This window comes from Achromobacter animicus, from assembly GCF_902859585.1.
In the GTDB taxonomy this organism is placed as follows: Bacteria; Pseudomonadota; Gammaproteobacteria; order Burkholderiales; family Burkholderiaceae_B; genus Achromobacter; species Achromobacter animicus.
In genome coordinates this window covers 16747-39715 of record NZ_CADIJM010000009.1, presented here as the reverse complement: position 1 = coordinate 39715, position 22969 = coordinate 16747, and the positions used below count along the sequence as shown (strand labels likewise).

Sequence of the window (22969 nt, the reverse complement as noted above, 5' to 3'; positions counted from 1 at the left end):
TCACGTCCTCCGCGTCACATTGCCGCCTTCGCACACCAGGCAGGCTGCCACGATTTCATCGTCGCGCTGGATCGCCAGCGCGCCGTCCGCATTGATGATGAGCTTCAGGAAATCCAGGATGTTGCGCGCGTAGAGCGCCGAGGCGTCGGTCGCGACCAATCCGGGCAGGTTGGTCAGCCCGATGATCGTCACGCCGTGCTTTTCGACGATTTGCCCTTTTTCCGACAGCGGGCAGTTGCCGCCACGTTCGACGGCAAGATCCACCAGCACCGAGCCCGGCTTCATGGCCGCGACCGTGTCCGCCGAAACCAGCGTGGGGGCGGGGCGTCCCGGGATCAGCGCGGTGGTGATGACGATGTCCGCCTGCTTGCAGCGTTCGGACACCAGCGCGGCCTGGCGCGCCATCCAGGCGGGCGGCATGGACCGCGCGTAGCCGCCCGTGCCTTGCGCGATCTCGCGCTCTTCCTCGGTCTCGAACGGCACGTCGATGAATTTGGCGCCCAGCGATTCGACCTGTTCGCGGGCGGCGGGCCGTACGTCGGAGGCTTCGACCACTGCGCCCAGCCGCTTGGCGGTGGCGATCGCCTGCAGGCCGGCCACGCCGGTGCCCAGGACGACGGCGCGCGCGGCTTTCAGGGTGCCGGCGGCAGTCATCATCATGGGGATCAGCCGGCCGTAGTGATGGGCCGCAAGCAGCACGGCCTTGTAGCCGGCCAGGTTGGCCTGCGACGACAGCACGTCCAGGCTTTGCGCGCGGGTGATGCGCGGCGCGGCTTCCAGCGCGAAGCCGGTCAAGCCCGCGGCGGCCATTTGCGCCAGACCTTCGGCGTCGAAGGGATCGAGCATGCCCACGACCACGGCGCCCGGCTTCATGCGGGGCAATTCTTCGGGGGCGGGCGCGCGAACCTTCATGACCAGTTCGGCGCCCAGGGCATCCTGGGCTGAACCGAGCGTGGCGCCCGCGGCGACATAGGCCTCATCGAGATAGCGGGCGGCGGCGCCGGCTCCACTTTCCACAACGACGGTGTGCTTGCCGCCCACGTACTTCTTGACGGTCTCCGGTGTTGCTGCGACACGGGTTTCCCCGTCTCGGGTTTCCTTAGGTATCCCGATGTGCATCGACGCCTCTCCTCAGAAGGTTCGCCGTAGTTATACACGGAATGTGCGCTCTCACGCCTCCCCCGTTTTGGCCGCTTGCGCCGGGCCAAAAAAAAACCCCATGGCGAACCATGGGGCGTGGGGCTTGCAACCCGGCGTCTGGACGGGCGGCGTTTCTTATGCCGTCTGCGCGCGGGTCCAGGTGATCAGCGCGGCGGTAAGGTCGCGCAGATCGGCCTTCAGCCGGCCGTAGTTGTCGGTCGGACGAAGCGACACTTCGTCCATGTAGAGCTTGCGGTTGATCTCGATCTGCAGGCTGTGGCGGCCTTGTTGCGGGCGGCCGAACGCGCGCACCAGTTCCACGCCCTTGTAGGGATCGTTCACGGTGACGTTGTAGCCGCGCTCGCGCAGCCAGGCGGCGATGAATTCGCGGAAGGCCGGATCGCTGGTGCTGCCGTCGCGGTCGCCCAGCACAAAGTCGGGATGGACCAGGCCCGGGCGATCGGTGGCGAAGGCGCCGGCCACGCTGGGCATCGAGTGGCAGTTGATGTGCCAGACCTTGCCGAACTTGCGGTGGGCGTTGTCCAGCACCTGACCAAGCGCGGCGTGATAGGGCTTCCAGCAGGCATCGATGCGGTGGCGCACTTCGTCCACCGTGAGCTTGCGGTTGTACAGCGGGGTGCCGTCATCGAGCATGCGCCAGATCAGACCCTTGCCCAGCTTGACCTTGGGCGAGGGGTTGATTGCGTCGGGCCATGCCGCGTCCAGCAGCAATTCGTCGATCTCGTCGGCGGCGCGGTTGGCGTCGATGTAGGCGCGCGGAAACGCCGCGGCGATCATCGGCACGCCCATCTCGATGGCGTCGCCCCATAGATCGTCAACCCAGGTGTCCTCGGCCGTGCGCAAGGCGCCAAAGTCCACCGCGGCGGCGAAATCGGGGGGGTAGGTCGTGCCGCTGTGCGGGGAATCCAGCACGAGAGGGACCGAGATTTCCGAATCGGGATAGTGCTGCGGGAGGTCGAAGCGGTAGGACAGGGGCTGGGTAAGTCGCATAAGGGGGTACTGCGTTCGTGAATCGGAGGTCCTCGCGCGCCACGGGCGCGCGAGGACCGAAGACCGGTTAGTCGATCTTCACGTTGGCTTCTTTGGCGATGCGCTTGTTCTTGGCGATTTCAGCCGAGATCTGCGCGCCGAATTCGGCCGGGGTGTTGGCAGCGGGCGAGGCGCCGAGGGCAGCAAGGCGGCTCTTGACGTCTTCTTCGGCGCTGACCTTCTGGACGGCGGCGTTCAGCTTGGCCAGCACGGGGGCGGGCAGCTTGGCCGGGGCGACCAGACCGAACCACGAGGCGTCGTTCACGGCCGGCAGGCCGGCTTCGGCGAACGTGGGCACGTTGGGCAGCGAGGCGACGCGCTGCGGCGAGGCGACGGCCATGGCGATCAGGCGGCCGGACTGGACGTGCGGCAGCGTGGAGGGCAGGTTGTCATACATGACGTCGACCTGGCCGGCCAGCGCGTCGTTCAGCGCGGGGCCCACGCCACGGTACGGCACGTGCATCAGGTCGGTGCCCGAGGCCATCTTGAACAGTTCGCCCATCATGTGCGAGACCGAACCGTTGCCGGCCGACGCGTACGTCAGCTTGCCGGGCTGGCTCTTGGCCAGCGTGATGAATTCGGCGATGGTCTTGGCCTGGACCTTCGGGTTGATGGTCATGATGTTCGGCACGGCAGCCAGGTTCGAGACGGGCGTGAAGTCCTTCTCGCCATCGAACGGCAGGTTCGGGTAGATGGCCGGGTTGATGCCGTGCGTGCTGACGGTGGCGATGCCCAGGACGTAGCCGTCCGGCGCGCTGCTGGCGACGAAGGCGCTGCCGATCGAGCCGCCGGCGCCGCCGCGGTTTTCCACGACGACGGTCTGGCCCAGTTCCTTGCCGAGCTTGTCGGCGAACAGGCGGCCGACGATGTCGGTGGTGCCGCCGGGCGGGAAGGGAACGATCAGGCGGATGGGCTTGCTGGGATACGCATCTTCAGCGTGCGCGATACCCGAGGTCAGCGGCGTGGCCAGGGTCGCGGCGGCGACACACAGGCCCAGGACTACATTACGGCGTTGCATGAATTCCCCTACTAATGAATGAACAGCGGATGCGCAAAGGCAGACGCAAACCCGACGATTCTTTCCTGGCGGGCAGGTTTGCGCAAACGAAAGATTCTCCGTAAGCTATGACTTTTTTTCATACCTCTTTTCGGCAGGCTCTCGTCGGCGTTACTTTTCTGTAACATCCGTCGCCCGCGCCTTTGCCGTCATCATGCCCGCAGGGCAAGGGAGCCCCACATTCGGTGGGGGCTGCAGATGAGGCGTTTCTGTCCCTCTTTAACGGATCTCCAGGCGTTCGAAGTTGCCGCCCGGCACAGCAGTTTCACGCGCGCCGCGCAGGAATTGTGCGTGACGCAGGGGGCCGTGAGTAAACAGGTGAAACATCTGGAAGAGTTCGTCGGCGTTGAACTATTCCTACGAATCAGGCAAGGCCTGGTTCTGACCGAAGCCGGCCGCAGCTATCTGGCCAAGATCCAGGCCGGTCTCGGCCAGATCGAAGCGGCCACCGTCGAGCTGATCGCGCACCAGGGGCGCGGCGGCACGCTCAACCTGACCTGTATGCCGACGTTCGGCGCGCGGTGGCTGATTCCGCGGCTGACGGCCTTCATGCGCCTGCGGCCCGACATCCACGTGGAATTCCTGCCGCACCGCCAGGGCTACGACTTCTCCACACCCGAATTGGACGCCGCCGTGCGCTTCGGCGAGGGGCTGTGGCCCGGCAGCGGCGCGGACTACATCGTGGGCCGCGAGATCCTGCCGGTCTGTAGTCCCCGCCTGATCGCGGGCGGGTGCCAGTCGCCCGAAGACCTGCTGGCCTATCCGCTGCTGCACCATACGTCGGCCCTGGAAGGCTGGCGCGACTGGTTCGAGCAGGCCGGCTGCGATACGCGGCGCAGCCTGGAAGGCGCCCGGTTCGATCAGTACGCGCTGCTGTCGCAGGCGGCCGCGGCGGGCTTCGGCGTGGCGCTGATCCCGCGCTGCCTGATCGAGGACGAGCTGCGCGACGGCAAGCTGGCCATCGCGATGCAATTGCCGATCCGCGCGCGGATGGGCTATTACCTGTGCTACCCCGAGCAGAAGGCCAATCTGCCCACCCTGCAGGCCTTCCGCGCCTGGCTGATGGAAGTGTCGCGCGCCGCCGAACCGCAGCCGCGGGAAGACGCCTTGTCCGATCTAAAATAGCCGCATCATGAGTCAAACATCCACCAAGAAAGGCCGCGTTGTCGTCGGCATGTCCGGCGGGGTCGATTCTTCGGTCACCGCCTGGCTGCTCAAACAGCAAGGCTACGAGGTCGTCGGCCTGTTCATGAAGAACTGGGAAGACGACGACGATTCCGAATACTGCTCCACCCGCCAGGATCTCCTGGACGCCGCCAGCGTCGCGGACCTGGTCGGCGTCGAGTTCGAATACGTCAACTTCGCCGCCGAGTACAAGGACCGCGTGTTCGCGGATTTCCTGCGCGAATACTCCGCGGGCCGTACGCCCAACCCCGACGTCCTATGCAATGCCGAGATCAAGTTCAAGGCGTTCCTCGACCACGCCATGGCGCTGGGCGCAGAACACATCGCGACCGGCCATTACGCCCGCGTGCGCGAAGTGCCCGCCGAGGGCGGCGGCTCGCAGTTCCAGTTGCTGAAGGCGCTGGACGCATCCAAGGACCAGAGCTACTTCCTGCATCGCCTGAACCAGGCGCAGTTGTCGCGCACGCTGTTTCCGCTGGGCGAGATCCACAAGACCGAAGTGCGGCGCATCGCGCACGAGATCGGCCTGCACAACGCCGCCAAGAAGGATTCCACGGGGATCTGCTTCATCGGCGAGCGGCCGTTCCGGGAATTTCTGAACCGTTACCTGCCCACCGAGCCCGGTCCCATCCTGACGCCCGAAGGGCAGAAGGTCGGCCGCCACGAAGGGCTTTCGTTCTACACGCTGGGCCAGCGCAAGGGGCTGGGCGTGGGCGGCGTCAAGGGCCGCCAGCGGGACGACGGCACGGCCGAGGCCTGGTACGTGGCGCGCAAGGATCTGGAACGCAACGTGCTGTACGTCGTGCAGGGGCATGACCATCCTTGGCTGCTGTCTGGCGATCTGAAGGCGCAGGACGCGAGCTGGGTGGCCGGTCACCCGCCGGCAGCGGGCGCCTACGGCGCCAAGACCCGCTATCGGCAAGCCGACGCGGCGTGCCGCCTGGGCGATGCGGCGCCCGAGACGTTTTCGCTGGATTTCACCGAGCCGCAATGGGCGGTGACGCCCGGGCAGTCGGCCGTGCTATACGATGGCGAGGTTTGCCTGGGTGGCGGGATCATTATTTAAGCAGTCCCCGCTGCACGTAACCAAGGCCCCCCGGAGCCATGCCCGCGGGGCCTTGTTCATGACAATAAAACTGAGGAGACGGTTGTGGATGTGACGATGGTGATCTGCCTGCTGGTGTTGGGCGGAGTGGTCGGCTTTGCCGCGGGCCTGCTGGGCATTGGCGGCGGCATGCTGCTGGTTCCCTTTTTGACGATGCTGTTCACCTGGCAGGGCATGCCGGCCGACCTGGTGGTGCACGCCGCGATCGCCACGTCCATGACGTCGATCCTCTTTACCTCCATTTCCAGCGTGCGCGCTCACCAGCAGCGGGGCACCATCAAGTGGCGCATCGTCGCGGCGATGGCGCCGGGCATCATCATCGGCGGGCTGCTGTCGGGCGGCGCGGTGTTTGCCGCGCTGAGCACGCTGTGGCTGTCGCTGTTCTTCGCGTTGTTCGTGGGCTACTCCGGCTGGAGCATGCTGCGCAACAAGAAGCCCAAGCCCACGCGCCAGATGCCGGGCGTGGTCGGCACCAGTGCGGCGGGGGCGGGCATCGGCTTCCTGTCGGGCCTGGTCGGCGCCGGGGGCGGCTTTCTGTCGGTGCCGTTCATGGTCTGGTGCAACGTGGCCCTGCACAATGCGGTGTCGACCTCGGCGGCCCTGGGCTTTCCCATCGCGCTGGCCAACAGCGTGGGTTATATCGTTTCGGGCCTGAACGAAGCCCAGACCTATCCGGGGATGCTCGGCTTCATCTACTGGCCGGCATTGCTGGCGCTGGTCTGCACCAGCGTCCTGACGGCGCCGCTGGGGGCGCGCATGGCCCATCGCCTGCCGGTGCAGACGCTCAAGCGCGTGTTCGCCGCGCTGCTGTTCGCGCTGGCGGCGTACATGCTGTTCAAGGCCTGGCAGACCTGGACGGTTTGATCGATATACGGAAAACCGGCCGCAGAAAGCGGCCGGACGAAAAAACGCCCGGTCGAGCCGGGCGTTTTTGCGGGCATTTCTGGCCGGCCGTCAGGCCGTCTTGGGCACCGTGTCGATGAACGACTGGCGCTGCGACAGCTTGTCGTACAGGCGGGCCAGATTGGGCTGGCCGGTGCGCCAGTCCAGGGTGGCAAAGCGCAGGTCCAGGTAGCCCAGGGCACAGCCGACCGCGATGTCCGCGAGGCTGTAGTTGATGCCCATGCAATGGGCGTTGTCGCCCAGGCTTTTGTTCATGGCGTCCAGGCTGGCGTGGATCTTGCCGTATTGGCGTTCGATCCATTCGGGGCTGCGCTGGGCCTCGGGGCGCTGGTTTTCCTTGACGATGGTCACGCAGGCGTCCAGGACGCCATCGGCGATGGCTTCCCAGCATTTGACGGCTGCGCGATCGCGCCCTTGCTGAGGAATCAGCCGGGCCACGGGAGACAAGGTGTCCACGTATTCGACGATGACGCGCGAATCGAACAGGGCGCCGCCGTCTTCCATCACCAGGCAGGGGACCTTGCCCAGCGGGTTGTACGTTTGGATCTGCGTGTCGGCGGACCAGACGTTTTCGAGTTCAAGCCGGTAGTCCAGCTTTTTCTCGGCCATGACGATACGCACTTTGCGCACGTAGGGACTGGTAAGCGAGCCGATCAGTTTCATGGAGTCACAAGCGGAGTCGGAAAGCGGCCGAAGTATAGCAGGCTGTATGACGGCCGGAATTGTCCGCAGGGCGGAATCTTCGTCAGTTTGCCACAATGTCAGGCGGCCCCGGATGATAAAATCGCCGGGTTTTCCCATCCGTCGCTTTTTCCCTACCAGACCATGCAAATCGCCGATCAGCTGAGCCAACTTAATGCCCTTTCGCCACTGGATGGCCGCTACGCTTCCCGGGGCGACGCACTGCGCGGTCTGCTGTCCGAAGCCGGCTTCATGGCGCACCGCGTCGAAGTCGAGGTCGCCTGGCTGATCGCCTTGTCGGACGCCGGCCTGCCCGAGCTGCCGGCCTTCTCCGAGGCCGCCCGCGCGCGCCTGGCCCAGTTGGTCGCCAACTTCTCCGAGGCGGACGCCGGCCGCATCAAGGATATCGAGCGCGTCACCAACCACGACGTGAAGGCCGTCGAGTATTGGCTGAAAGAAAAGGTCGCCGATGACGCCGAACTGGCCCGCGCCGCAGAATTCATCCACTTCGCCTGCACGTCCGAAGACATCAACAACACCTCGCACGCGCTGATGCTGTCGCGCGCCCGCGACCAGGTCGTGGTGCCGCGCCTGCGCGAAGTCGCCGCCAAGCTGAACGACCTGGCCGTCGCCAACGCCGATCAGCCGCTGCTGTCGCGCACCCACGGCCAGCCCGCCAGCCCGACCACGCTGGGCAAGGAATTCGCCAACGTGGCCGCGCGCCTGAACCGCGCCATCGCCGCCGTCGTGGCCGTCGAGCCTCTGGCCAAGCTGAACGGCGCAACGGGCAACTATAACGCCCACCTGTCCGCCTATCCCGAAATCAACTGGCCCGAGTTCAGCAAGCGCGTGCTGACCGGCCTGGGCCTGACCCAGAACCGCCACACCATCCAGATCGAACCGCACGACTGGATGTCCGCGCTGTTCGACGCGATTACCCGCGCCAACATCATCATCCTGGACCTGGATCGCGACATCTGGGGCTACGTGGCGCTGGGCTACTTCAAGCAGCGCCTGAAGGAAGGCGAGGTCGGTTCGTCGACCATGCCGCACAAGGTCAACCCGATCGACTTCGAAAACTCCGAAGGCAACCTGGGGCTGGCCAACGCCGTGCTGCGCCATCTGGCCGACAAGCTGCCGATCTCCCGCTGGCAGCGCGACCTGACCGATTCCACCGTCCTGCGCAACCTCGGCGTGGGCCTGGGCTACTGCCTGGTGGCGTGGGATGCCTGCATGCGCGGCCTGGGCAAGCTCGAAGTCAACACGGCTGCCATCGACGCCGATATCGACGCCTGCTGGGAAGTGCTGGCCGAGCCGGTGCAGACCGTCATGCGCCGCTATGGCCTGCCGCAGCCGTACGAGCAGCTCAAGGCCTTGACGCGCGGCAAGGGCATCACCGAAGAGGCTCTGCGAGAATTCATCCAGGGCCTGGCGCTGCCTGAAGAGCCCAAGGCCCGCCTCCTGGCGATGACCCCGCGCTCGTACATTGGTCTGGCTGCCGAGCTGGCCCGGGCGGTATAGTCGCCGTGCCGCGCGCGTTACGCGCGCGGCTTTCACGTTGTACCTACGGGAGAAATCAATGAAGAAGTTGTCCACGCTCGCTGCGCTGGCCTGTATGACGGTGGGTCCGCTGCTGGCAACGTCCGCCTCCGCGCAATTCGCCAAGCCCGAAGATGCCGTCAAGTACCGCCAGTCGGCGCTTGCACTGATCGGCTCGCACTTCGGCCGCATGGCGCCGGTGGTCAAGGGCCAGGCGCCCTATGACGCCGCGCAGATCAAGGCCAACGTCGATGTGCTGAAGACGCTGTCGGCATTGCCGTGGGCGGGTTTCGGCCCGGGTACGGAAGGCGGTGACGCCCGTCCCGAAATCTGGAGCGACGCGGCTGGCTTCAAGCAGAAGCAGCAGGCGTTTCAGGACAACATCGTGAAACTGTCGGCAGCCGCCGATGCCGGCGATCTGGACAAGCTGCGCGCGGCCTTCGGCGACGTCGGCGCCAGCTGCAAAGCCTGCCACGATTCGTACCGCAAGAAGAAATAAGGCATCGGGCCGTTGTCAGATCCGGCCCGTCATCCTGGCAAGCAAAAAGCCCCGTCAAGGGGCTTTTTTCATGGGCTGTTCGCTTGGGCAGAGTCAGGAGAACGACATGTCGGACACGACCTCGAGCGATCGTATCCACAGCACCAGCCCGGTCACGCAGGCGCCCAGCAACAGTGCGCGCAGCCAGATGGCCAGGCCGTCCTGCGCGGGCGGCGTGCCGGCGGGCACGTCCTTGGCATCGACGTTGCCGGTGATGATGGCACGCACCAGACGCTTGCGGCGCACCACCACGTACCACGTGACGGCCAGCAGGTGCAGGACGACCAGGCCGATGATGACCCATTCATTGAGCTTGTGCCAGGACGTCATGGCGCTGGCGGTGGCTTCGGATACGTGTCCGAACAGCGGACCCTGCGTCATGATGTCGTCCGTGGTGAACAGGCCGCTGACCGCCTGAAAGCCCACGACCAGCAGCAATGCCATGACCGACAGGGCGCCCAGCGGATTGTGGCCGGCGGGCGCGGCGGCGCCCTTCAGGTAGCGGGCCACGGCGCCGGGGCCGCGAACGAAATGCGCGAACCTGGCATAGCGCGGTCCGGCAAAGCCCCACAGCACGCGGAAGATGATGAGGCCCAGCGCCGTACAGCCGAACCGCACGTGCCAGTCCATGTACAGGCCGCCCAGTTTCACGCTGACGAACGCGCCGACGATGCAGACGACAAGTCCCCAGTGAAAGAGGCGGGTGGGAAGGTCCCAGATGCGGACCGCAAGACGATTGTTATGCATGGTGAGATCAGCGGGCTGAAGTTGCTGGGAATTTATCACGCACAAAGCAAACCGCCGCGGGGTAAGCGCGGCGGTGTTGGTCTGCTTAGCGAGCGTTGCGGCGCACCGGTTCAATGCGATGCACGTGCTCGTGGCGGAACCGGATGCGCTGGGCGGGCGTCTTTTGCGCGGGCGCGCCGCACGGCACGACTTCGGTGGTGTAGGTGGTGGTGCCGTTGATCGGCGCGTTGAAGATGACCGTGGCGCGGATTTCGGGGCCGTTGGCCGGCTTCAGGTAGACGATGTCGCCGATGTGGATGGGCATGTCGTCGAGCTGCGTATGGGCCGGGCGGCGGATCAGTTCGGTGGTGGTGAAACGAGTATTCATGTTGTGTTCTCTTTAGGTTCTAGTTATTGGAAAAGCTGCGTCTTGTCATGGTGCGCGCAAGCCGGGCAAATGCAGGGCACTTGGCCGGACCTTCGCGAAGCGCCTTGTCCGCCGGATGTATTGGACAGGCGTTACATGACACTAACGCATTGCTGCTGCCGTTCTTTTGCGCATTCTCATGTTTTTTGCGCGCCGGGCCGGCGTGGTGATGCCTTCGTCCAGTCCTGGCGGGCATCGGTCGGGCTGCAGGGCGCAGGCGCGCCATACACGGGCATGGTTGCCGGCGCGGTAGCGTGCGCCGATGCAGCCCTGGGTGCGCACAGAGTGGGTTGGCTCTGGCGCTCGCGGTGGTTGGACCGCGGCATGCGTCGCTGCTTCCGGAAAAGCAACGTGTTATTTGGGTGTATCTGCTTCAGGCCGATCCGGACTGGCGGATGGGCGAAGGCGTGGGGTTTCCGATGGTGCTCTGGGTTTGCGTATTTTGCGTTGTACTTCGCAAGGACGCAGAGCTTACGGGAGGCGGATCTGTTTGCGGCAACCGCTTTTTTGCGGCCAGCTTGGGGTGAGCAGTTCGTGGCGGACATGGCGTACCGGGGTACGACTGCGCAGATCCAACCGACGATAATATCGGAGAATACGCGATTATGCAAGCATTTTCGGCCGGATAGGCATCCGGCCGAGCAAATACGCGTTAGTGCGCCGCGGGACGGGCCTGGCGTTGGGCCTCGATGATCAGGCCTTCCAGGCGCGGCGACATGCGCAGCGCCACTTGGGTGCTGGTCGTGCCGTCGGGCTGCGGCAAGGTTTCCAACGCCAGTTCGATGCGCTCGTCGTCAAAGGCCTCGGGCGCCGCCTGACTCTCCACATAGCGTTCCAGCAGCGCGTCCACGGCTTTCTGGGCGTCCGCCAGCGCCTCTTCCGATAGCTTGCCGTGGCCGAGGTACTGGTTGACCACCCGCGCCAGGTCGTTCATGAAAAGGAGCAAGGCGTTCGCGCCGCGGCAATCCGGGAGCGTGAAACCCCAGGGCAGGGGAGAAGCGTTCTGAGTCATGGGGGCAGCCAGTGTGTGTTGCGGGCGGCCGAACGCCGCCGAATCCGTGATTTTAGAGGACGCCGGCGCCGCGGGCATGCGCGCCGCTCTCCCTGTGTCAACTCGCTTCGATGGCAACAAATTTCGCCCCATTCGGATCCAAGCTCGGGGCTACCGGATAATCTTCCCGTAATCTGCAGAATCGGAGTGCAAAAGGATGCGCATGGGTTGGGTTCGCGCGTGGGTGGCGGGCATGGCGGCGGTTTCGATGCTGTTGCTGGCGGCCTGCGTCAACAAGGAGCCGCAGGAGCGCGCCGCGTTCATACAGGTTCTGCAAGTCCGCATGAACAACGTGACGCTCGTGCCGATCGGTCTGTTGAGCAAGCAGGAAAAGGACGCGATCGGGGATTACGACGACGCCTACGAAGTAATGACGGATTTCCAGGACGCCATGGCCAAGGCGGCCGCGCCGCTGCGCGAAGTGCTGTCCGTGGAGACGATCCGGTCGGTAAGCGAGATCGTGGAGCGCAAGGCCAGCCTGCAGGCGGCGCGCAAGACGCTGGCAGACAGCGCCGCGCAGGTCCAGGCGGCGCGAAGCAAGGCCGACAAGGCGCGCGCGGCCTTGACGCTGCCCGCCGATCTGGCACCCGTGTATGACGGCGTCTACGACGAGGCGGTGACAGCGCCGGCTGCCGACATGATGGAGGCCGCGGCCAGGATGGACTCGGTCGCCCGCGACGCGCTGGGCATTGCGGACTTCGTGGCTGCCAATGGCGCGGACGTCACCTTCGAGGATGGGCAGACGAAGGTGGCGAAACCGACGTTGCAACAGGAACTGAACCTGCGTCTGCAAGCGCTGAATGCGCAGTCCGACGGTCTTGAAGCCGCCCGCGCCACGCTGCTGCAGGCAGCGAGCGCCGGCTCGAAGGCGCCATAGCCGTGGATCAGCCTCGTCTCAATGCAAGCGGCGCCAGGCGGCGCTTTGTACAATGCGGCTCTCGCGGCGCATGCCGTGCCTTGGACACACCATGAGCGAATCTTCAGGCGTGCATTACAGAACCTTCGTGCTTTTGCTGGTGGTGGTCACCATCGCGTTCGGCTGGCTGTTGTGGCCTTTCTATGGGGCCGTGTTCTGGGGCACCATTCTGGCCATTCTTTTTGCGCCCTTGCAGCGCCGCCTGGTGGTGCGCATTGGCGGCCGGCGCAATCTCGCCGCGCTCATCACGCTGCTGCTGGTGCTGCTGCTGGTGATTCTTCCGTTGGTCGTGATCAGCGGCTCGCTGGTGAGCGAAGGCGCGAGCCTCTATCAAAGCATCAAGTCAGGCCAGATCAACTTTGGCGCGTACTTCCAGCAGGCAATGGACGCCTTGCCGCCGTCGGTGCACGCGCTGCTGGCGCGCTTCGACCTGGCCGATATTCCCAGCCTGCAGGACAAGCTGAGCGCCGGCGCGATGCAGGCAAGCCAGTTCCTGGCGACCCAAGCCCTGAACATCGGACAGGACACGTTCCAGTTCGTGGTCAGCTTCGGCATCATGCTGTATCTGCTCTTCTTCCTGCTGCGTGACGGGCCCCAGCTTTCGGCCCGGCTGCGGCGCGCGGTGCCGCTGAGCGACATGCACAAGCAGCACCTGTTCCGCAAATTCACGACCGTCGTCCGCGCCACCGTAAAGGGCAACGTCGCGGTGGCGGCGGCGCAGGGCGCGCTGGGCGGCATCATCTTCTCAATCCTGTCGATCCAGGGCGCGTTGCTGTGGGGCGTGATCATGGCGTTCCTGTCGCTGCTTCCGGCGATTGGCGCGGGACTGATCTGGGCGCCGGTGGCCGTGTACTTCCTGCTGACGGGCTCCGTGGTCAAGGGCGCCGTGCTCATCGCGTTCGGTGTGCTGGTCATCGGCATGGTCGACAACATCCTGCGCCCCATTCTCGTGGGCAAGGATACGAAGATGCCCGATTACGTGATCCTGATCTCCACGCTTGGCGGGATGGCGCTGTTCGGCCTGAACGGCTTTGTCATCGGTCCGCTGATCGCGGCGCTGTTCATGGCAAGCTGGGATCTGTTCTCGCCCGCGGCAAGTGATCCGACGGTCGTCCCCGCAGCGAGCGCGCCGTTGCCGGGCAACCCCGTCGCCGGCACGCCGGCGGCAGCGGGCGGCGCCACTGCCGGTACGCAGGCCGCGCTGGCTCGGGACCGCCAGTCCCGCGACGATTGACCGAGCCGGGCTCCCATGTGCGCCCGGCCGGGTGTATGGTGTAGCAGCGCCGGTCATTGCGGCCGGCCTTTCGTGTCAACTTCGCCAAACAGGAGCGCGTTGGATATGGAATGGAAACTGCATCGGTCGGGCTGGATCGAAGAACGCAACTTTGACATCGAATTTGCCGAAACGCCTGACGGGTACCACACCCGCGTACGCGTCTTCGGCTTTCCCATCCTGGAAGACACCAAGCACGTGTTCCCCAACGAGGCGCTGGCCGAAAAAGGCGCGCTGACGCTGCTCAAGAGCCAATTTACCGGCACGCCGGATCTGGAAGAGACGTAGGCCGCAAAAGGCGGCAGCGGGCGCGTTCTGCAATAATCTCTGAGTTTCCATCCAGGCCTGGCGGGGGTGCCGGGAGGGCGTACGGGGAGGCGCATGAGCCCACGGGTGTTGTTTAGGTCGAACGTCCGCGCAGTGCGGAACCTGAGTGGCGAGGCGCGCCATGTCTGACGGCGAAACGCGTGCGGGCGTGCGCCGCCGCCAGGCGCGCCGCTACTCCATGCGCACGGGCCTGCTGGCCCTCGTCTTTGCCTGTATCACCCCCGCGCTTATCGTGGCGACGGTCGCGGTCTACGAAAGCTACGTCATCCAGAAGGAACGCATCTTTCGCGACACCATCTTTCTGGCGCGCAATCTCACGGCAATCCTCGATCGCGAGCTCACGGGCGTCGAAGCCGGCTTGCAGATGCTGGCGTCATCGCCGGACCTGGTCGAAGGAGACCTTGCCGGTTTTCATCGCCGTGCGCGCGAGTCCGTGCGGTTCCAGATCGTCGACAGCTACGTCCTGACCAACAAGGAAGGGCGCCAGATCATCAACACGCAAGTGCCCTACGGTACGGCGTTGCCGTCCACCGGCGCGCCGGATGAGCTGCTTCGCGTCTTCCAATCGCGCATGCCCGTGCTGACGGGATTGTTCACCGGCGGTCTGACCAACGACCCCACCATCGCGCTCGGCGTGCCGGTCGTGCGAGGCGGGGAGGTGGTCTACAGCCTGAATGTGGGGCTGTCGCCCGAACGCATCGGCAATGTGTTGGGCCGCCGCGCCTTGCCCGAGGGCTGGGTGGCTGCCGTGCTGGACGACGCAGGAACCATCGTCGCCCGCACCCGCGACACGTCGAAATTCGTTGGCCAGAAGGCGGTGCCCGCGCTGGCCCGCGCCGTGCAGCAGGAAGGCGAGGGGTCGCTCGAAACGATCACCAAGGAAGGCACGCCGGTCTACACCGCGTTCAGCCGGTCGGCACTGTCGGGCTGGACGGTTGCCGCCGGCGCGCCGATGCAATTGCTGACCACGGACCTTTATCGTTCCATTGCGTGGATCGGCATGGGCACGTTGTTCGCGTTCGGCCTGGGGCTGTGGCTGGCGATCAGGCTGGCGAGCCGGCTGACGTCGGCCGTGCAGGGGCTCGTCGCGCCGGCGCTGGCGCTGGGCGAGGGCCGTACCGTGGAACTGCCTGCCACACGCATCAAGGAAGCCCAGGAAGTGGGCGCCGCCATGCTGCAGGCGTCGCGCATGCTGGCGCGCGCGCAGCATCTGGCGCACTACGATCCGCTGACTGGTCTGTGCAACCGGGTGCTGTTCGGCGAACTCGTGCTTCGTGAGCTGGCGGTCGCGCAGCGCAGCGGTGAGGCGTTCTCGATCCTGGCCATCGACCTGGACGGCTTCAAGGCTGTCAACGATATGCATGGCCATGCCGCGGGCGATACGGTGCTGAAAGAGGCCGCCGACCGAATGGCAAGCGCCATCCGGGTTTCCGACGTGGCGGCACGCCTGGGCGGTGACGAATTTGCCGTGTTGTTGCTGGGCGCCAACCAGGAGAACGCGCGGCTGGTTGCCGAGGCGCTGGTCGAGAGCCTTTCGCTGCCGTATCCCAACGTGCGCGTCGCGGTGTCGGCGAGCATCGGCATCGCCGTGTATCCGCAGTCGGGCACGACCATGCTGCAGTTACTCGAGCGCGCGGACGTGGCGTTGTATCGGGCCAAGGGTCTGGGCAAGCGGCGGGTGGCGCTGGATCAGTAATCCCGCCGCGGAGCCGGGCGTGTCAGGTGTCGTGGCGCGGCGCCAGCGCAGTCAGGACCTCGCCGGATCCCAGACGATACCGCTTGTCGTCCAGCGCGATGACGGCGTCACCTTCGGACGTTCTGAATATGTAGCGCCCGCCGGTTCGCGGCAGGATGCCGGCGCCCGCATCCTCCGCCCGCAAGAACACTTCAATGCGGTAAAGCCGCCCTGAATCCGTGCTTGCCAGTACGTCGCTCATCCTGCGTGTCGAAATAGCCATGCCGCGATTTCTCCGTTCGGTTTTCGCTAAACTTGCCGCCTTGGCGCCGGGCCAGCCCAGTTCTCGTAAAGGCCCGGCGCGCAATCGGAATCGGTAATGCAATTGAATCCTGGCCGGAATGCGGCCACTTCCCTCGGCTTGCTGGCGATCCTGCTATGGGGCACGGTCGTCGGACTGATTCGTGGCGTCAGTGAAAGCTTTGGCCCGATCGGCGGCGCCGCGCTCATCTATACGGTCGGTTCGATCTTCCTGGTGTTGTTGCTGGGCTTCCCGAAGCTGCGCACGTTTCCCCGGTCCTATCTCATCGTGGGCAGCATGCTGTTCGTCGCTTACGAGATCTGCCTGTCGCTGTCGCTGGGATTCGCGGCCGATCGGGGGCAAGCCATCGAGTTGGGCATCGTCAACTATCTGTGGCCGTGTCTGACGGTCGTGTTTGCCATGCTCATCAATGGCCAGCGGGCAAGCATCTGGGTAGCGCCGGGCATCTTGTTGTCGGTGTGCGGCATCGTGTGGGTCGTTGGCGGAGCCGGCGGGCTGTCGTATGAACGCACCGTTGCCAATGTGTCGAGCAATCCTCTCAGTTATGGGTTGGCGTTCAGCGGCGCCATCATCTGGGCCGTGTATTGCAACGTGACCAAACGCTTTGCCGACGGCAAGAACGGCGTCGCGCTGTTTTTCGTGCTGACCGCTGCTGTCCTGTGGATCAAATATGCGATCAGCGCGGAACCCGCGCTTGCGTTCACGGCGCCCGCCACGATCGAGCTATGCGTGGCCGGCGGCGCAATGGCCAGCGGCTACGCATTCTGGAACGTGGGGATACTGCGAGGCAACCTGACCTTGCTGGCCACCGCGTCGTACTTCACGCCGGTCTTTTCCACCTTCTTTGCCGCGCTCTGGTTGGCGACGCCGCTCACCCTGTCGTTCTGGCAGGGCGTGGCGATGGTCACCGCCGGTTCATTGTTGTGTTGGGCGGCAACCCGCGGCAGACCGGCCCGCAACGGATAGTCCGGGCCTGGTCTACGGTGGGGGAGACTACTCGACGAGCATCGTCAGGGCCACGGCGAACCCCAACGGGACCAGCATCAGCGATGCAAAGGTGGAACTGACAATCGCCGCCGATATCTTCAGCCAGGGCTCGGGCCCCGCGCTTCGTATCGTTTGAATCACCAACGCGACGATACCCATAACCATCAAACAGCTCATGAAAACTGCCAAGTAAGTCATGTTGTCTCCGTCCTCGCCTGATTTAGGGGATTCGGCGCCGCTTTGCGGTCTTATGTTTGAGACGATTGTGCGCCTGTATTGCAGGACTGCACCCTAGGGTTTTCCTTGCAGGCAGGGCGCTTTGTGGCGGATTAGCCGCGCAGTCTGCAGCATGAAAATCGTGTGCAAGAGCAGCATTTTTCACGCGCCGCGTCCGTCCGTGGCGGGCCCCCGCGATTGCGCTACGATGGCGTCATCGAAACACGGAAGAGGCCGCCAGATGCCGCAAGAACTACGTCCCGGCACGCGCGCCACCTTGCAGGTCCGGCAGCTCGCGCCAGGTGAATTCGCATGGATCATCACGCTGCTTGATCCTGAATCTGGAAATGTGCGCAGCACCAATTACTCGGACAAGCGATACACCAGCCAGGATGAGGCCTCTGCCGCCGGCAAGGCCGCGGTCGTTGCTTTTCTTGCGGGCGAGACGCCCGAACGTGCCGCTTCCGTGGTTGGCGGCAAGCGCAAAGACTGATCGCTGATTCGTTTTCCTGAAGGCGTTGAACGCCTCGAGGGTCTCAGGCACGCCATTTGCTGATGCTCAATCGAAGCGCGACTTGCGCTGCTTGAGGAGAGGCAACATGTCCCAGATCCCGCACCGAGAACCCGGTCAACCCGACGATCTCACGCCGGACGATCCGGCGCTTCCAGGTACCGCCCCTGCGGACGATCCGCGTCCGGACCCGGGTCGTCCCACCGACAATCCCGACGTCATCGACCCCACGCCGCCCGCGCCGGACCCCCGTGCTCCGGGCACCATCGACCTGGCCTGATTGCGGCCGGCGTCACTTCACCCATATCCATTTATCGAAGCAAGGAGGTTTCCATGCGCTCCATCCTGTTGTGGCTGCTTGGCGTGCCCATTCCCATCATCATTCTGCTGGCGCTGTTCTGGCACTGAAGGCCGGTTCGTCATTTCCGCTTTGGCACCCGCGTCCGCGCGGTTGCGTAAGACTCTGGACAAGGATCGATCATGCAAAATACGTCTTCATTGAGCCAACCCTATGCCGATGGCGTGCCTCCACGTGAGTCCGCCATTTCGGCCGTGTCGTGGGCGGCGGTCTTCGCCGGCGCGGTGATTGCCGCCGCGCTCTCGCTCGCATTGTTTGCCGGTGGCACCGGCCTGGGCTTCCTGTCCGTATCGCCGTGGGGCGACGAGGGCGTGTCGGCCCCGACCATCGGTATTGGCATCATTGTCTGGATGCTGCTCACTCAGATCCTCTCGTACGGCATTGGCGGCTATGTCGCTGGACGCCTGCGCACCAAGTGGGTCGACGTGCACTCGGATGAGGTCTACTTCCGCGACACCGCGCATGGCTTTCTGGTCTGGGCGCTGAGCGCCGTGGTCAGCGCCGCGCTGTTGGGGTCGGCCCTGGCGTCCATGGCATCGGGCGTGGCCAAGGCCGGCGCATCGGTGGCAGCCACTGCCGGCACCGCGGCAACTGCGGCCGCGACGGCCGGCGCGGCGGGTGCAGGCAGCAACGGTGGCATGGAACGCGCCACCGACTATCTCACCGACACCCTGATGCGTTCGGAACGTCCCGAGGCCAACACTGACCCGGAAGCGGCACGTGCCGAAGTGGGCCGCATCGTTGCCATGAGCATCACCCGTGGCGAGATGACGCCCGCTGATCGCGATTACGTGGTGAAGGTCGTGGCCGCGCAGGCCGGTGTTGAGCCCGCCGTGGCGCAACGCCGCGTCGACGAGGCGATCCAGAACGCCAAGAAGACCGCGGAAGAAGCCAAGGTAAAGGCCAAGGAAGCCGCCGACGCGGCGCGCAAGGCCGCTGCGGCATTCGCGTTGTGGGGCTTTGCGTCGATGCTGATCGGCGCGTTCGTGGCGAGCTTGGCGGCGACGTGGGGCGGCCGCCGGCGCGATACGGTGTATCGGACTTGATGGGCTGAGGCCTGTATTGTCCGAATGAAAATGGCCCGCACGGTGTGCGGGCCATTTTGTTCTTAACGTTCGGTACTTTCGGTTCAGCTTGTCATCAACGGATTATGAGTCCGTTGCCGTGACAAGCTTGAAATGACGCTTCGGAAGAGGCGCGCTTCGACGAAAAGTTCATCGTGAGCAGGCGATGTTGCCAAAAGCGGCGGCGTCAACATTCGGCCGATTAGCGGCGGCTGCGCGCAAAGAAATTCCCAACGCTCCCATGACCTTGAGAATCGTCGCGAAATCGGGGGACCGCTCACCAGATAGCGCCTTATACAAGCTCTCGCGCGACATGCCCGTGTCCTTTGCGATCTTCGTCATCCCTTGCGCACGGGCGATATCGCCGAGCGCCTTTGCAATGAACGCCGCGTCTCCATCACTCTCCTCGATGCAAGCGTCCAGATAAAGCGCCATCTCTTCGGCGGTACGGAGCCGCTCAGCGATGTCGTATTTTTTTGTTTGAAGCTTTGCCATGTTTCTGCTCCTATGCGTATGGAGCCTGATTTCCAAGGCGTGATTGCCACTAGTGCAATCACGCCGCATCGTCGCTCAAAGGCAAGAGATCAAAGGCTTGTAGCCAATCGGTAAGCTCTTGCAATGTCAGCTTGTTGCGTGGACTTGTTGCCTCCTGCGAGGAGGATCACAAGCGTCCCGTCCTGCCGCTGCGTGTAATAGACCCTGTATCCCGGGCCGATATCAATCCGAAGTTCCGATACGCCTTTCTCGAGATTTCGGTGGTCACCCGGATTGCCGGCACGCAGCCGTTGAATTCGTGCCTGGATTTTTGCGCGAGCCCGCAGATCTTTTAAATCTGCTTCGAACTCGTCATAGTCTTCGGTGCTTTCCAGGTCTTTCATCTCTGGCGCCTAACATCTTCACCCCCCCACTGGTTGGTCGCGGACGATGTAATGTATCCGAGCGGATACGAAAAGTCAAATTTTTGTATCCTATAGGATACGTGCGAGGTGTTCGGTGGCGTGGGGTGCTGATCCTTGCCATTGGGATGGTATGCGTGATGGATAGTGAACCCAAGCAGCTGCGCGCACTGTTGAACGCCCTAACGAAAAAGGCCCGCACAATGTGCGGGCCTTTTGAATTCTTTGGTGGCGCATCCCTGATTCGAACAGGGGACCTGCGGATTATGATTCCGTCGCTCTAACCGGCTGAGCTAATGCGCCATCCCTTTTGCTGAACAGTTTGCGTTGCAATTGCTGCTCAACGAAGAACGAAATTCTAGCACGAAGTTTTTTGGCAGTGCAAGCGAACCGGCGCCAATTTTTTCAGATCCGGCCAATCCGGTGATCCAAACGGCTCGCCAGCGGCGCAAATCCCCTCAATCATCCCGAGCCAGCCGGATCCCCGAGAACTGCCACCGCGCCTCGGGCGGAAAGAAGTTACGGTAGCTAGGCCGGATGTGATCGCGCGGCGTGGCGCAGGAACCGCCCCGCAGCACGTACTGGTTGCACATGAATTTGCCGTTGTACTCGCCGACCGCGCCAGCGCTGGGCTTGAAGCCGGGGTAGGCGTCGTAGCCGCTCGACGTCCATTCCCACGCGTCGCCGAACAGTTGCACCGGACCGCGCTGGCCGTTGCGTTCGGGGGCGGGGCGTGTGTCGAGGTGACCGTTTTCAAGCAGGTTGGCGCGGGCCGAGTAGGTGTCTTCGGACATCTGCCGGGCGGCGTGTTCCCATTCGGCTTCTCGCGGCAGGCGTGCGCCCGCCCATCGCGCATAGGCGTCGGCTTCGAAATAGCTGACGTGTGTGACGGGCGCCTCCAGTTCCAGCGCCTGCATGCCGCGCAATGTGAAGACGCGCCAGCCATCGTCGTCGCTTTCCCAATACAGCGGGGCGCGCCAGCCTTGCGCGCACACCATGTCCCAACCCATGGACAGCCACAGTTCGGGCCGGTCGTAGCCGCCGTCGTTGATGAAGTCCAGGAATTCACGCTGGGTCACGAGACGATCAGAAAGAGAGAAGGGCGCCAGCAGGACGTCGTGAGCCGGACCTTCGTTGTCGAACGCAAAGCCGCGTCCGTCGTGGCCGATGCGCGTGATGCCGCCCTCGTAGCGGGTCCAGCCGGCGTCCGTGGCGGGCGGCTGTGCGGGTTGGCCGGGCGCCACGTAGGCGGGTTTGAGCGGATTGGCCGACAGCATGTGCTTGAGATCGGTGAGGATCAATTCCTGGTGCTGCTGCTCGTGGTTCAGGCCAAGTTCGAGCAGGGCGTCGAAGTCGGCATCGTTGCCGCCCAGTCGCGAAATCAGCGCGTGCATCGCTTCGTCGACGTATTGGCGGTACCGCAGCACCTCAGCGAGCGGCGGGCGCGACAGGAGGCCGCGCTGCGGGCGCGGATGTTTTGCGCCGACAGCGTTGTAGTAGGAATTGAACAGCATCCGGTATTGCGGATGGAAGGGCGGCGTCGATGTGTCGAAGCGCGCCAGCAGGAACGTCTCGAAGAACCAGGTGGTGTGGGCCAGATGCCATTTGACGGGGCTGCAGTCCGGCATGGATTGCACCTGGCAGTCTTCGGGGCTCAGTGGCGCGGCCAGCGCGGTCGTGGTCGAGCGCACGGCGTCGTAGCGGTCGTGCTGTCCAGCCTGTCCGCTCGCGTAGGGCGCGATGGCGGGATGGGTCAGCAGGCATGCGGGGTCCATGGCGATCCTCCGGGGGGCGTCGTGGGTGGTCCCGCGTCAGGCGCGGGCGCTGAAAACAGAAAACCAGTCTCGGGCATCCGACCAGTGTTCGACATTGCCAAAGCCTGCGCGATGGAGCAGGTCGCTGAAGGCCTGTGGCGTGAACTTGTACGAGTTCTCCGTATGGATGCGCTCGCCGCGCTTGAAGTCGCGATGGCCGCCGGGCCAGGTCACGCGTAATGCGCGCTGCGCTTCCAGGTGCATCTCGACCCGCGAGCGTTCGCTGTTGAAGATGGCCACATGGCGCCAGTCGTCGACATTGAAGTCGCTGCCCAGCACCGCGTTCACGTGGCGCAGTAGATTCAGGTTGAACGCGGCCGTCAGATGCAGCGCGTCGTCGTACGCGGGTTCAAGCACGCTTCTGGGCTTGACGCGGTCAACGCCGATCAGCAGCCCGCCGCCGGGACACGCTTCGCGAATCCTCCGCAGCATGGCGTACGCGCTGTCGGGACCCAGGTTGCCGATGCTGGAGCCGGGATAAAAGAAGAGACGTTGCTGCGTTGGGATGTCGGCCGGCAACGCAAGTTCATGCGAGAAATCCTGCCCCACGGCCGTGATCCGCATGTCGGGATAGGACAGCTTCAGCCGGCGGACAGCCGCCTGCAGATAGTCGGCAGAAATGTCGACCGGCACATAGTGGCTGGGACGAAGGCTTGAAAACAGCCGCTCGGCCTTGACGCAGTCGCCGGCGCCCAGATCGATCATGGCCTGCACCGGACCGACGTGGCGGGCGATATCCGCGCCATGGCGTCGGAAGATTTCGTCCTCGCAGCGCGTCGGGTAGTACTCGGGCAGCTGCGTGATGGCCGTAAAAAGCGACGAGCCGAGGGCGTCGTACAGAAACTTGGGGTCGATGTGGGCCGGGCTGTCCAACAACCCGTCGTGCAATTCGATCTGCTCGGCGCTTTGGTGCTGCGGTTCTTGCGCGACGAATTCAGGAGAAACGGCGGCAAGGAGTGCGGAAGGGGAAACCATGCGTTCAGTTCCTTTTTGGGGCGGTTGAAGCGCATTGCGAAGACCTATTGTGGCGGCCGAGGGGGTTCGGGTGTCAAGCGCCAAGCCTCTGAATGCAATGGACTTTTACGAAATCGAAAACGCGTTTGGCCGGAAGCGACAAGGTGTTTGCCTCACCTTGGGCACGGGCCAGACAGCGCCATCAGCAAGTTTCGCGCCGCTGAAATATCGGTTTACGGCTGGTTGCGAAAGCT

General features: G+C 64.3%; 26 protein-coding genes and 1 tRNA gene. 13 read left to right on the top strand and 14 right to left on the bottom strand.

Translation table 11 applies throughout. The features are described from left to right. From HV681_RS19525 to HV681_RS19515, 3 genes are all read right to left on the bottom strand, one after another. Nucleotides 1–1119, bottom strand: coding sequence for a Re/Si-specific NAD(P)(+) transhydrogenase subunit alpha (locus HV681_RS19525; protein WP_175124616.1), 1119 nt, complete (start codon nucleotides 1117–1119; stop codon nucleotides 1–3). A gap of 156 nt (nucleotides 1120–1275) precedes the next feature. Continuing rightward, complete coding sequence (locus HV681_RS19520; RefSeq protein WP_175124615.1) at nucleotides 1276–2151, bottom strand: N-formylglutamate amidohydrolase; 876 nt, start codon at nucleotides 2149–2151, stop codon at nucleotides 1276–1278. Between the two features lie 67 nt (nucleotides 2152–2218). Next, complete coding sequence (locus HV681_RS19515) at nucleotides 2219–3208, bottom strand: Bug family tripartite tricarboxylate transporter substrate binding protein (RefSeq protein WP_175124614.1); 990 nt, start codon at nucleotides 3206–3208, stop codon at nucleotides 2219–2221. 237 nt (nucleotides 3209–3445) lie between these two features. On the opposite strand from HV681_RS19515, the gene gcvA reads away from it, so the two are divergent. From gcvA to HV681_RS19500, 3 genes are all read left to right on the top strand, one after another. Beyond that, nucleotides 3446–4372, top strand: a complete 927-nt coding sequence (gcvA, locus tag HV681_RS19510; RefSeq protein ID WP_175124613.1) for a transcriptional regulator GcvA — start codon at nucleotides 3446–3448, stop codon at nucleotides 4370–4372. A 7-nt stretch (nucleotides 4373–4379) separates the two neighbouring features. Continuing rightward, nucleotides 4380–5498: a tRNA 2-thiouridine(34) synthase MnmA gene (mnmA, locus tag HV681_RS19505; protein ID WP_175124612.1), complete on the top strand. Its 1119-nt coding sequence runs from the start codon at nucleotides 4380–4382 to the stop codon at nucleotides 5496–5498. A gap of 84 nt (nucleotides 5499–5582) precedes the next feature. Continuing rightward, the gene (locus HV681_RS19500; protein WP_175124611.1) at nucleotides 5583–6401 is read left to right on the top strand and encodes a sulfite exporter TauE/SafE family protein; all 819 of its coding nucleotides are present in this window, start codon (nucleotides 5583–5585) and stop codon (nucleotides 6399–6401) included. A gap of 90 nt (nucleotides 6402–6491) precedes the next feature. Here HV681_RS19500 and HV681_RS19495 read toward each other — a convergent pair whose 3' ends face one another. Next, nucleotides 6492–7103 (bottom strand): glutathione S-transferase, encoded by a 612-nt coding sequence (locus tag HV681_RS19495; protein ID WP_175124610.1) that lies wholly within the window; start codon nucleotides 7101–7103, stop codon nucleotides 6492–6494. A gap of 162 nt (nucleotides 7104–7265) precedes the next feature. Here HV681_RS19495 and purB point away from each other — a divergent pair, with 162 nt between their 5' ends. Then, nucleotides 7266–8642, top strand: a complete 1377-nt coding sequence (purB, locus tag HV681_RS19490; protein ID WP_175124609.1) for an adenylosuccinate lyase — start codon at nucleotides 7266–7268, stop codon at nucleotides 8640–8642. A gap of 58 nt (nucleotides 8643–8700) precedes the next feature. After that, the gene (locus HV681_RS19485; protein WP_175124608.1) at nucleotides 8701–9159 is read left to right on the top strand and encodes a c-type cytochrome; all 459 of its coding nucleotides are present in this window, start codon (nucleotides 8701–8703) and stop codon (nucleotides 9157–9159) included. A gap of 93 nt (nucleotides 9160–9252) precedes the next feature. Here the strand turns inward: HV681_RS19485 and HV681_RS19480 are convergent, their stop codons facing one another. From HV681_RS19480 to HV681_RS19470, 3 genes are all read right to left on the bottom strand, one after another. After that, nucleotides 9253–9945 carry a cytochrome b/b6 domain-containing protein gene (locus HV681_RS19480; RefSeq protein WP_175124607.1) on the bottom strand — a complete coding sequence of 231 codons (693 nt, stop codon included), beginning with the start codon at nucleotides 9943–9945 and terminating at the stop codon, nucleotides 9253–9255. 85 nt (nucleotides 9946–10030) lie between these two features. Further along, nucleotides 10031–10312, bottom strand: coding sequence for a hypothetical protein (locus tag HV681_RS19475; protein ID WP_175124606.1), 282 nt, complete (start codon nucleotides 10310–10312; stop codon nucleotides 10031–10033). 691 nt (nucleotides 10313–11003) lie between these two features. After that, on the bottom strand, nucleotides 11004–11363 hold the full coding sequence (locus HV681_RS19470) for a hypothetical protein (protein WP_175124605.1): 360 nt from the start codon (nucleotides 11361–11363) through the stop codon (nucleotides 11004–11006). A 202-nt stretch (nucleotides 11364–11565) separates the two neighbouring features. Here HV681_RS19470 and HV681_RS19465 point away from each other — a divergent pair, with 202 nt between their 5' ends. From HV681_RS19465 to HV681_RS19450, 4 genes are all read left to right on the top strand, one after another. Next, nucleotides 11566–12279 carry a DUF3053 family protein gene (locus tag HV681_RS19465; RefSeq protein ID WP_175124604.1) on the top strand — a complete coding sequence of 238 codons (714 nt, stop codon included), beginning with the start codon at nucleotides 11566–11568 and terminating at the stop codon, nucleotides 12277–12279. A gap of 91 nt (nucleotides 12280–12370) precedes the next feature. Further along, nucleotides 12371–13552, top strand: coding sequence for an AI-2E family transporter (locus tag HV681_RS19460; RefSeq protein ID WP_246282972.1), 1182 nt, complete (start codon nucleotides 12371–12373; stop codon nucleotides 13550–13552). A gap of 105 nt (nucleotides 13553–13657) precedes the next feature. Further along, nucleotides 13658–13879: a hypothetical protein gene (locus HV681_RS19455; protein WP_175124603.1), complete on the top strand. Its 222-nt coding sequence runs from the start codon at nucleotides 13658–13660 to the stop codon at nucleotides 13877–13879. A 160-nt stretch (nucleotides 13880–14039) separates the two neighbouring features. Then, a complete protein-coding gene (locus HV681_RS19450; protein WP_175124602.1) occupies nucleotides 14040–15614 on the top strand; it encodes a sensor domain-containing diguanylate cyclase in 1575 nt (524 codons plus the stop codon). 22 nt (nucleotides 15615–15636) lie between these two features. Here HV681_RS19450 and HV681_RS19445 read toward each other — a convergent pair whose 3' ends face one another. Next, the gene (locus HV681_RS19445; protein WP_175124601.1) at nucleotides 15637–15876 is read right to left on the bottom strand and encodes a 6-phosphofructokinase; all 240 of its coding nucleotides are present in this window, start codon (nucleotides 15874–15876) and stop codon (nucleotides 15637–15639) included. Nucleotides 15877–15972: 96 nt separating this feature from the next. Here HV681_RS19445 and yddG point away from each other — a divergent pair, with 96 nt between their 5' ends. Then, nucleotides 15973–16881, top strand: coding sequence for an aromatic amino acid DMT transporter YddG (gene yddG, locus HV681_RS19440; RefSeq protein ID WP_175124600.1), 909 nt, complete (start codon nucleotides 15973–15975; stop codon nucleotides 16879–16881). A 27-nt stretch (nucleotides 16882–16908) separates the two neighbouring features. Here yddG and HV681_RS19435 read toward each other — a convergent pair whose 3' ends face one another. Beyond that, nucleotides 16909–17100: a hypothetical protein gene (locus tag HV681_RS19435; protein ID WP_175124599.1), complete on the bottom strand. Its 192-nt coding sequence runs from the start codon at nucleotides 17098–17100 to the stop codon at nucleotides 16909–16911. 151 nt (nucleotides 17101–17251) lie between these two features. Here HV681_RS19435 and HV681_RS19430 point away from each other — a divergent pair, with 151 nt between their 5' ends. The 3 genes from HV681_RS19430 to HV681_RS19420 all read left to right on the top strand — a co-directional run bounded on the left by HV681_RS19430 (nucleotide 17252) and on the right by HV681_RS19420 (nucleotide 19033). Next, complete coding sequence (locus HV681_RS19430; protein WP_254595023.1) at nucleotides 17252–17611, top strand: hypothetical protein; 360 nt, start codon at nucleotides 17252–17254, stop codon at nucleotides 17609–17611. A 106-nt stretch (nucleotides 17612–17717) separates the two neighbouring features. Next, nucleotides 17718–17909, top strand: a complete 192-nt coding sequence (locus HV681_RS19425; RefSeq protein WP_175124598.1) for a hypothetical protein — start codon at nucleotides 17718–17720, stop codon at nucleotides 17907–17909. Between the two features lie 200 nt (nucleotides 17910–18109). Next, on the top strand, nucleotides 18110–19033 hold the full coding sequence (locus HV681_RS19420) for a hypothetical protein (RefSeq protein ID WP_175124597.1): 924 nt from the start codon (nucleotides 18110–18112) through the stop codon (nucleotides 19031–19033). A gap of 168 nt (nucleotides 19034–19201) precedes the next feature. Here HV681_RS19420 and HV681_RS19415 read toward each other — a convergent pair whose 3' ends face one another. The 5 genes from HV681_RS19415 to egtD form a co-directional block, all read right to left on the bottom strand. Beyond that, complete coding sequence (locus HV681_RS19415; protein WP_175124596.1) at nucleotides 19202–19546, bottom strand: addiction module antidote protein; 345 nt, start codon at nucleotides 19544–19546, stop codon at nucleotides 19202–19204. Nucleotides 19547–19635: 89 nt separating this feature from the next. Next, nucleotides 19636–19929 (bottom strand): type II toxin-antitoxin system RelE/ParE family toxin, encoded by a 294-nt coding sequence (locus HV681_RS19410; protein WP_175124595.1) that lies wholly within the window; start codon nucleotides 19927–19929, stop codon nucleotides 19636–19638. A gap of 244 nt (nucleotides 19930–20173) precedes the next feature. Further along, nucleotides 20174–20250 (bottom strand) — tRNA-Met (locus tag HV681_RS19405). Nucleotides 20251–20405: 155 nt separating this feature from the next. Beyond that, a complete protein-coding gene (gene egtB / locus HV681_RS19400; protein WP_175124594.1) occupies nucleotides 20406–21722 on the bottom strand; it encodes an ergothioneine biosynthesis protein EgtB in 1317 nt (438 codons plus the stop codon). Nucleotides 21723–21758: 36 nt separating this feature from the next. Next, entirely contained in the window at nucleotides 21759–22736 is a 978-nt protein-coding gene (gene egtD / locus HV681_RS19395) for an L-histidine N(alpha)-methyltransferase (RefSeq protein ID WP_175124593.1), read from the bottom strand. Nucleotides 22737–22969: the final 233 nt, after the last annotated feature.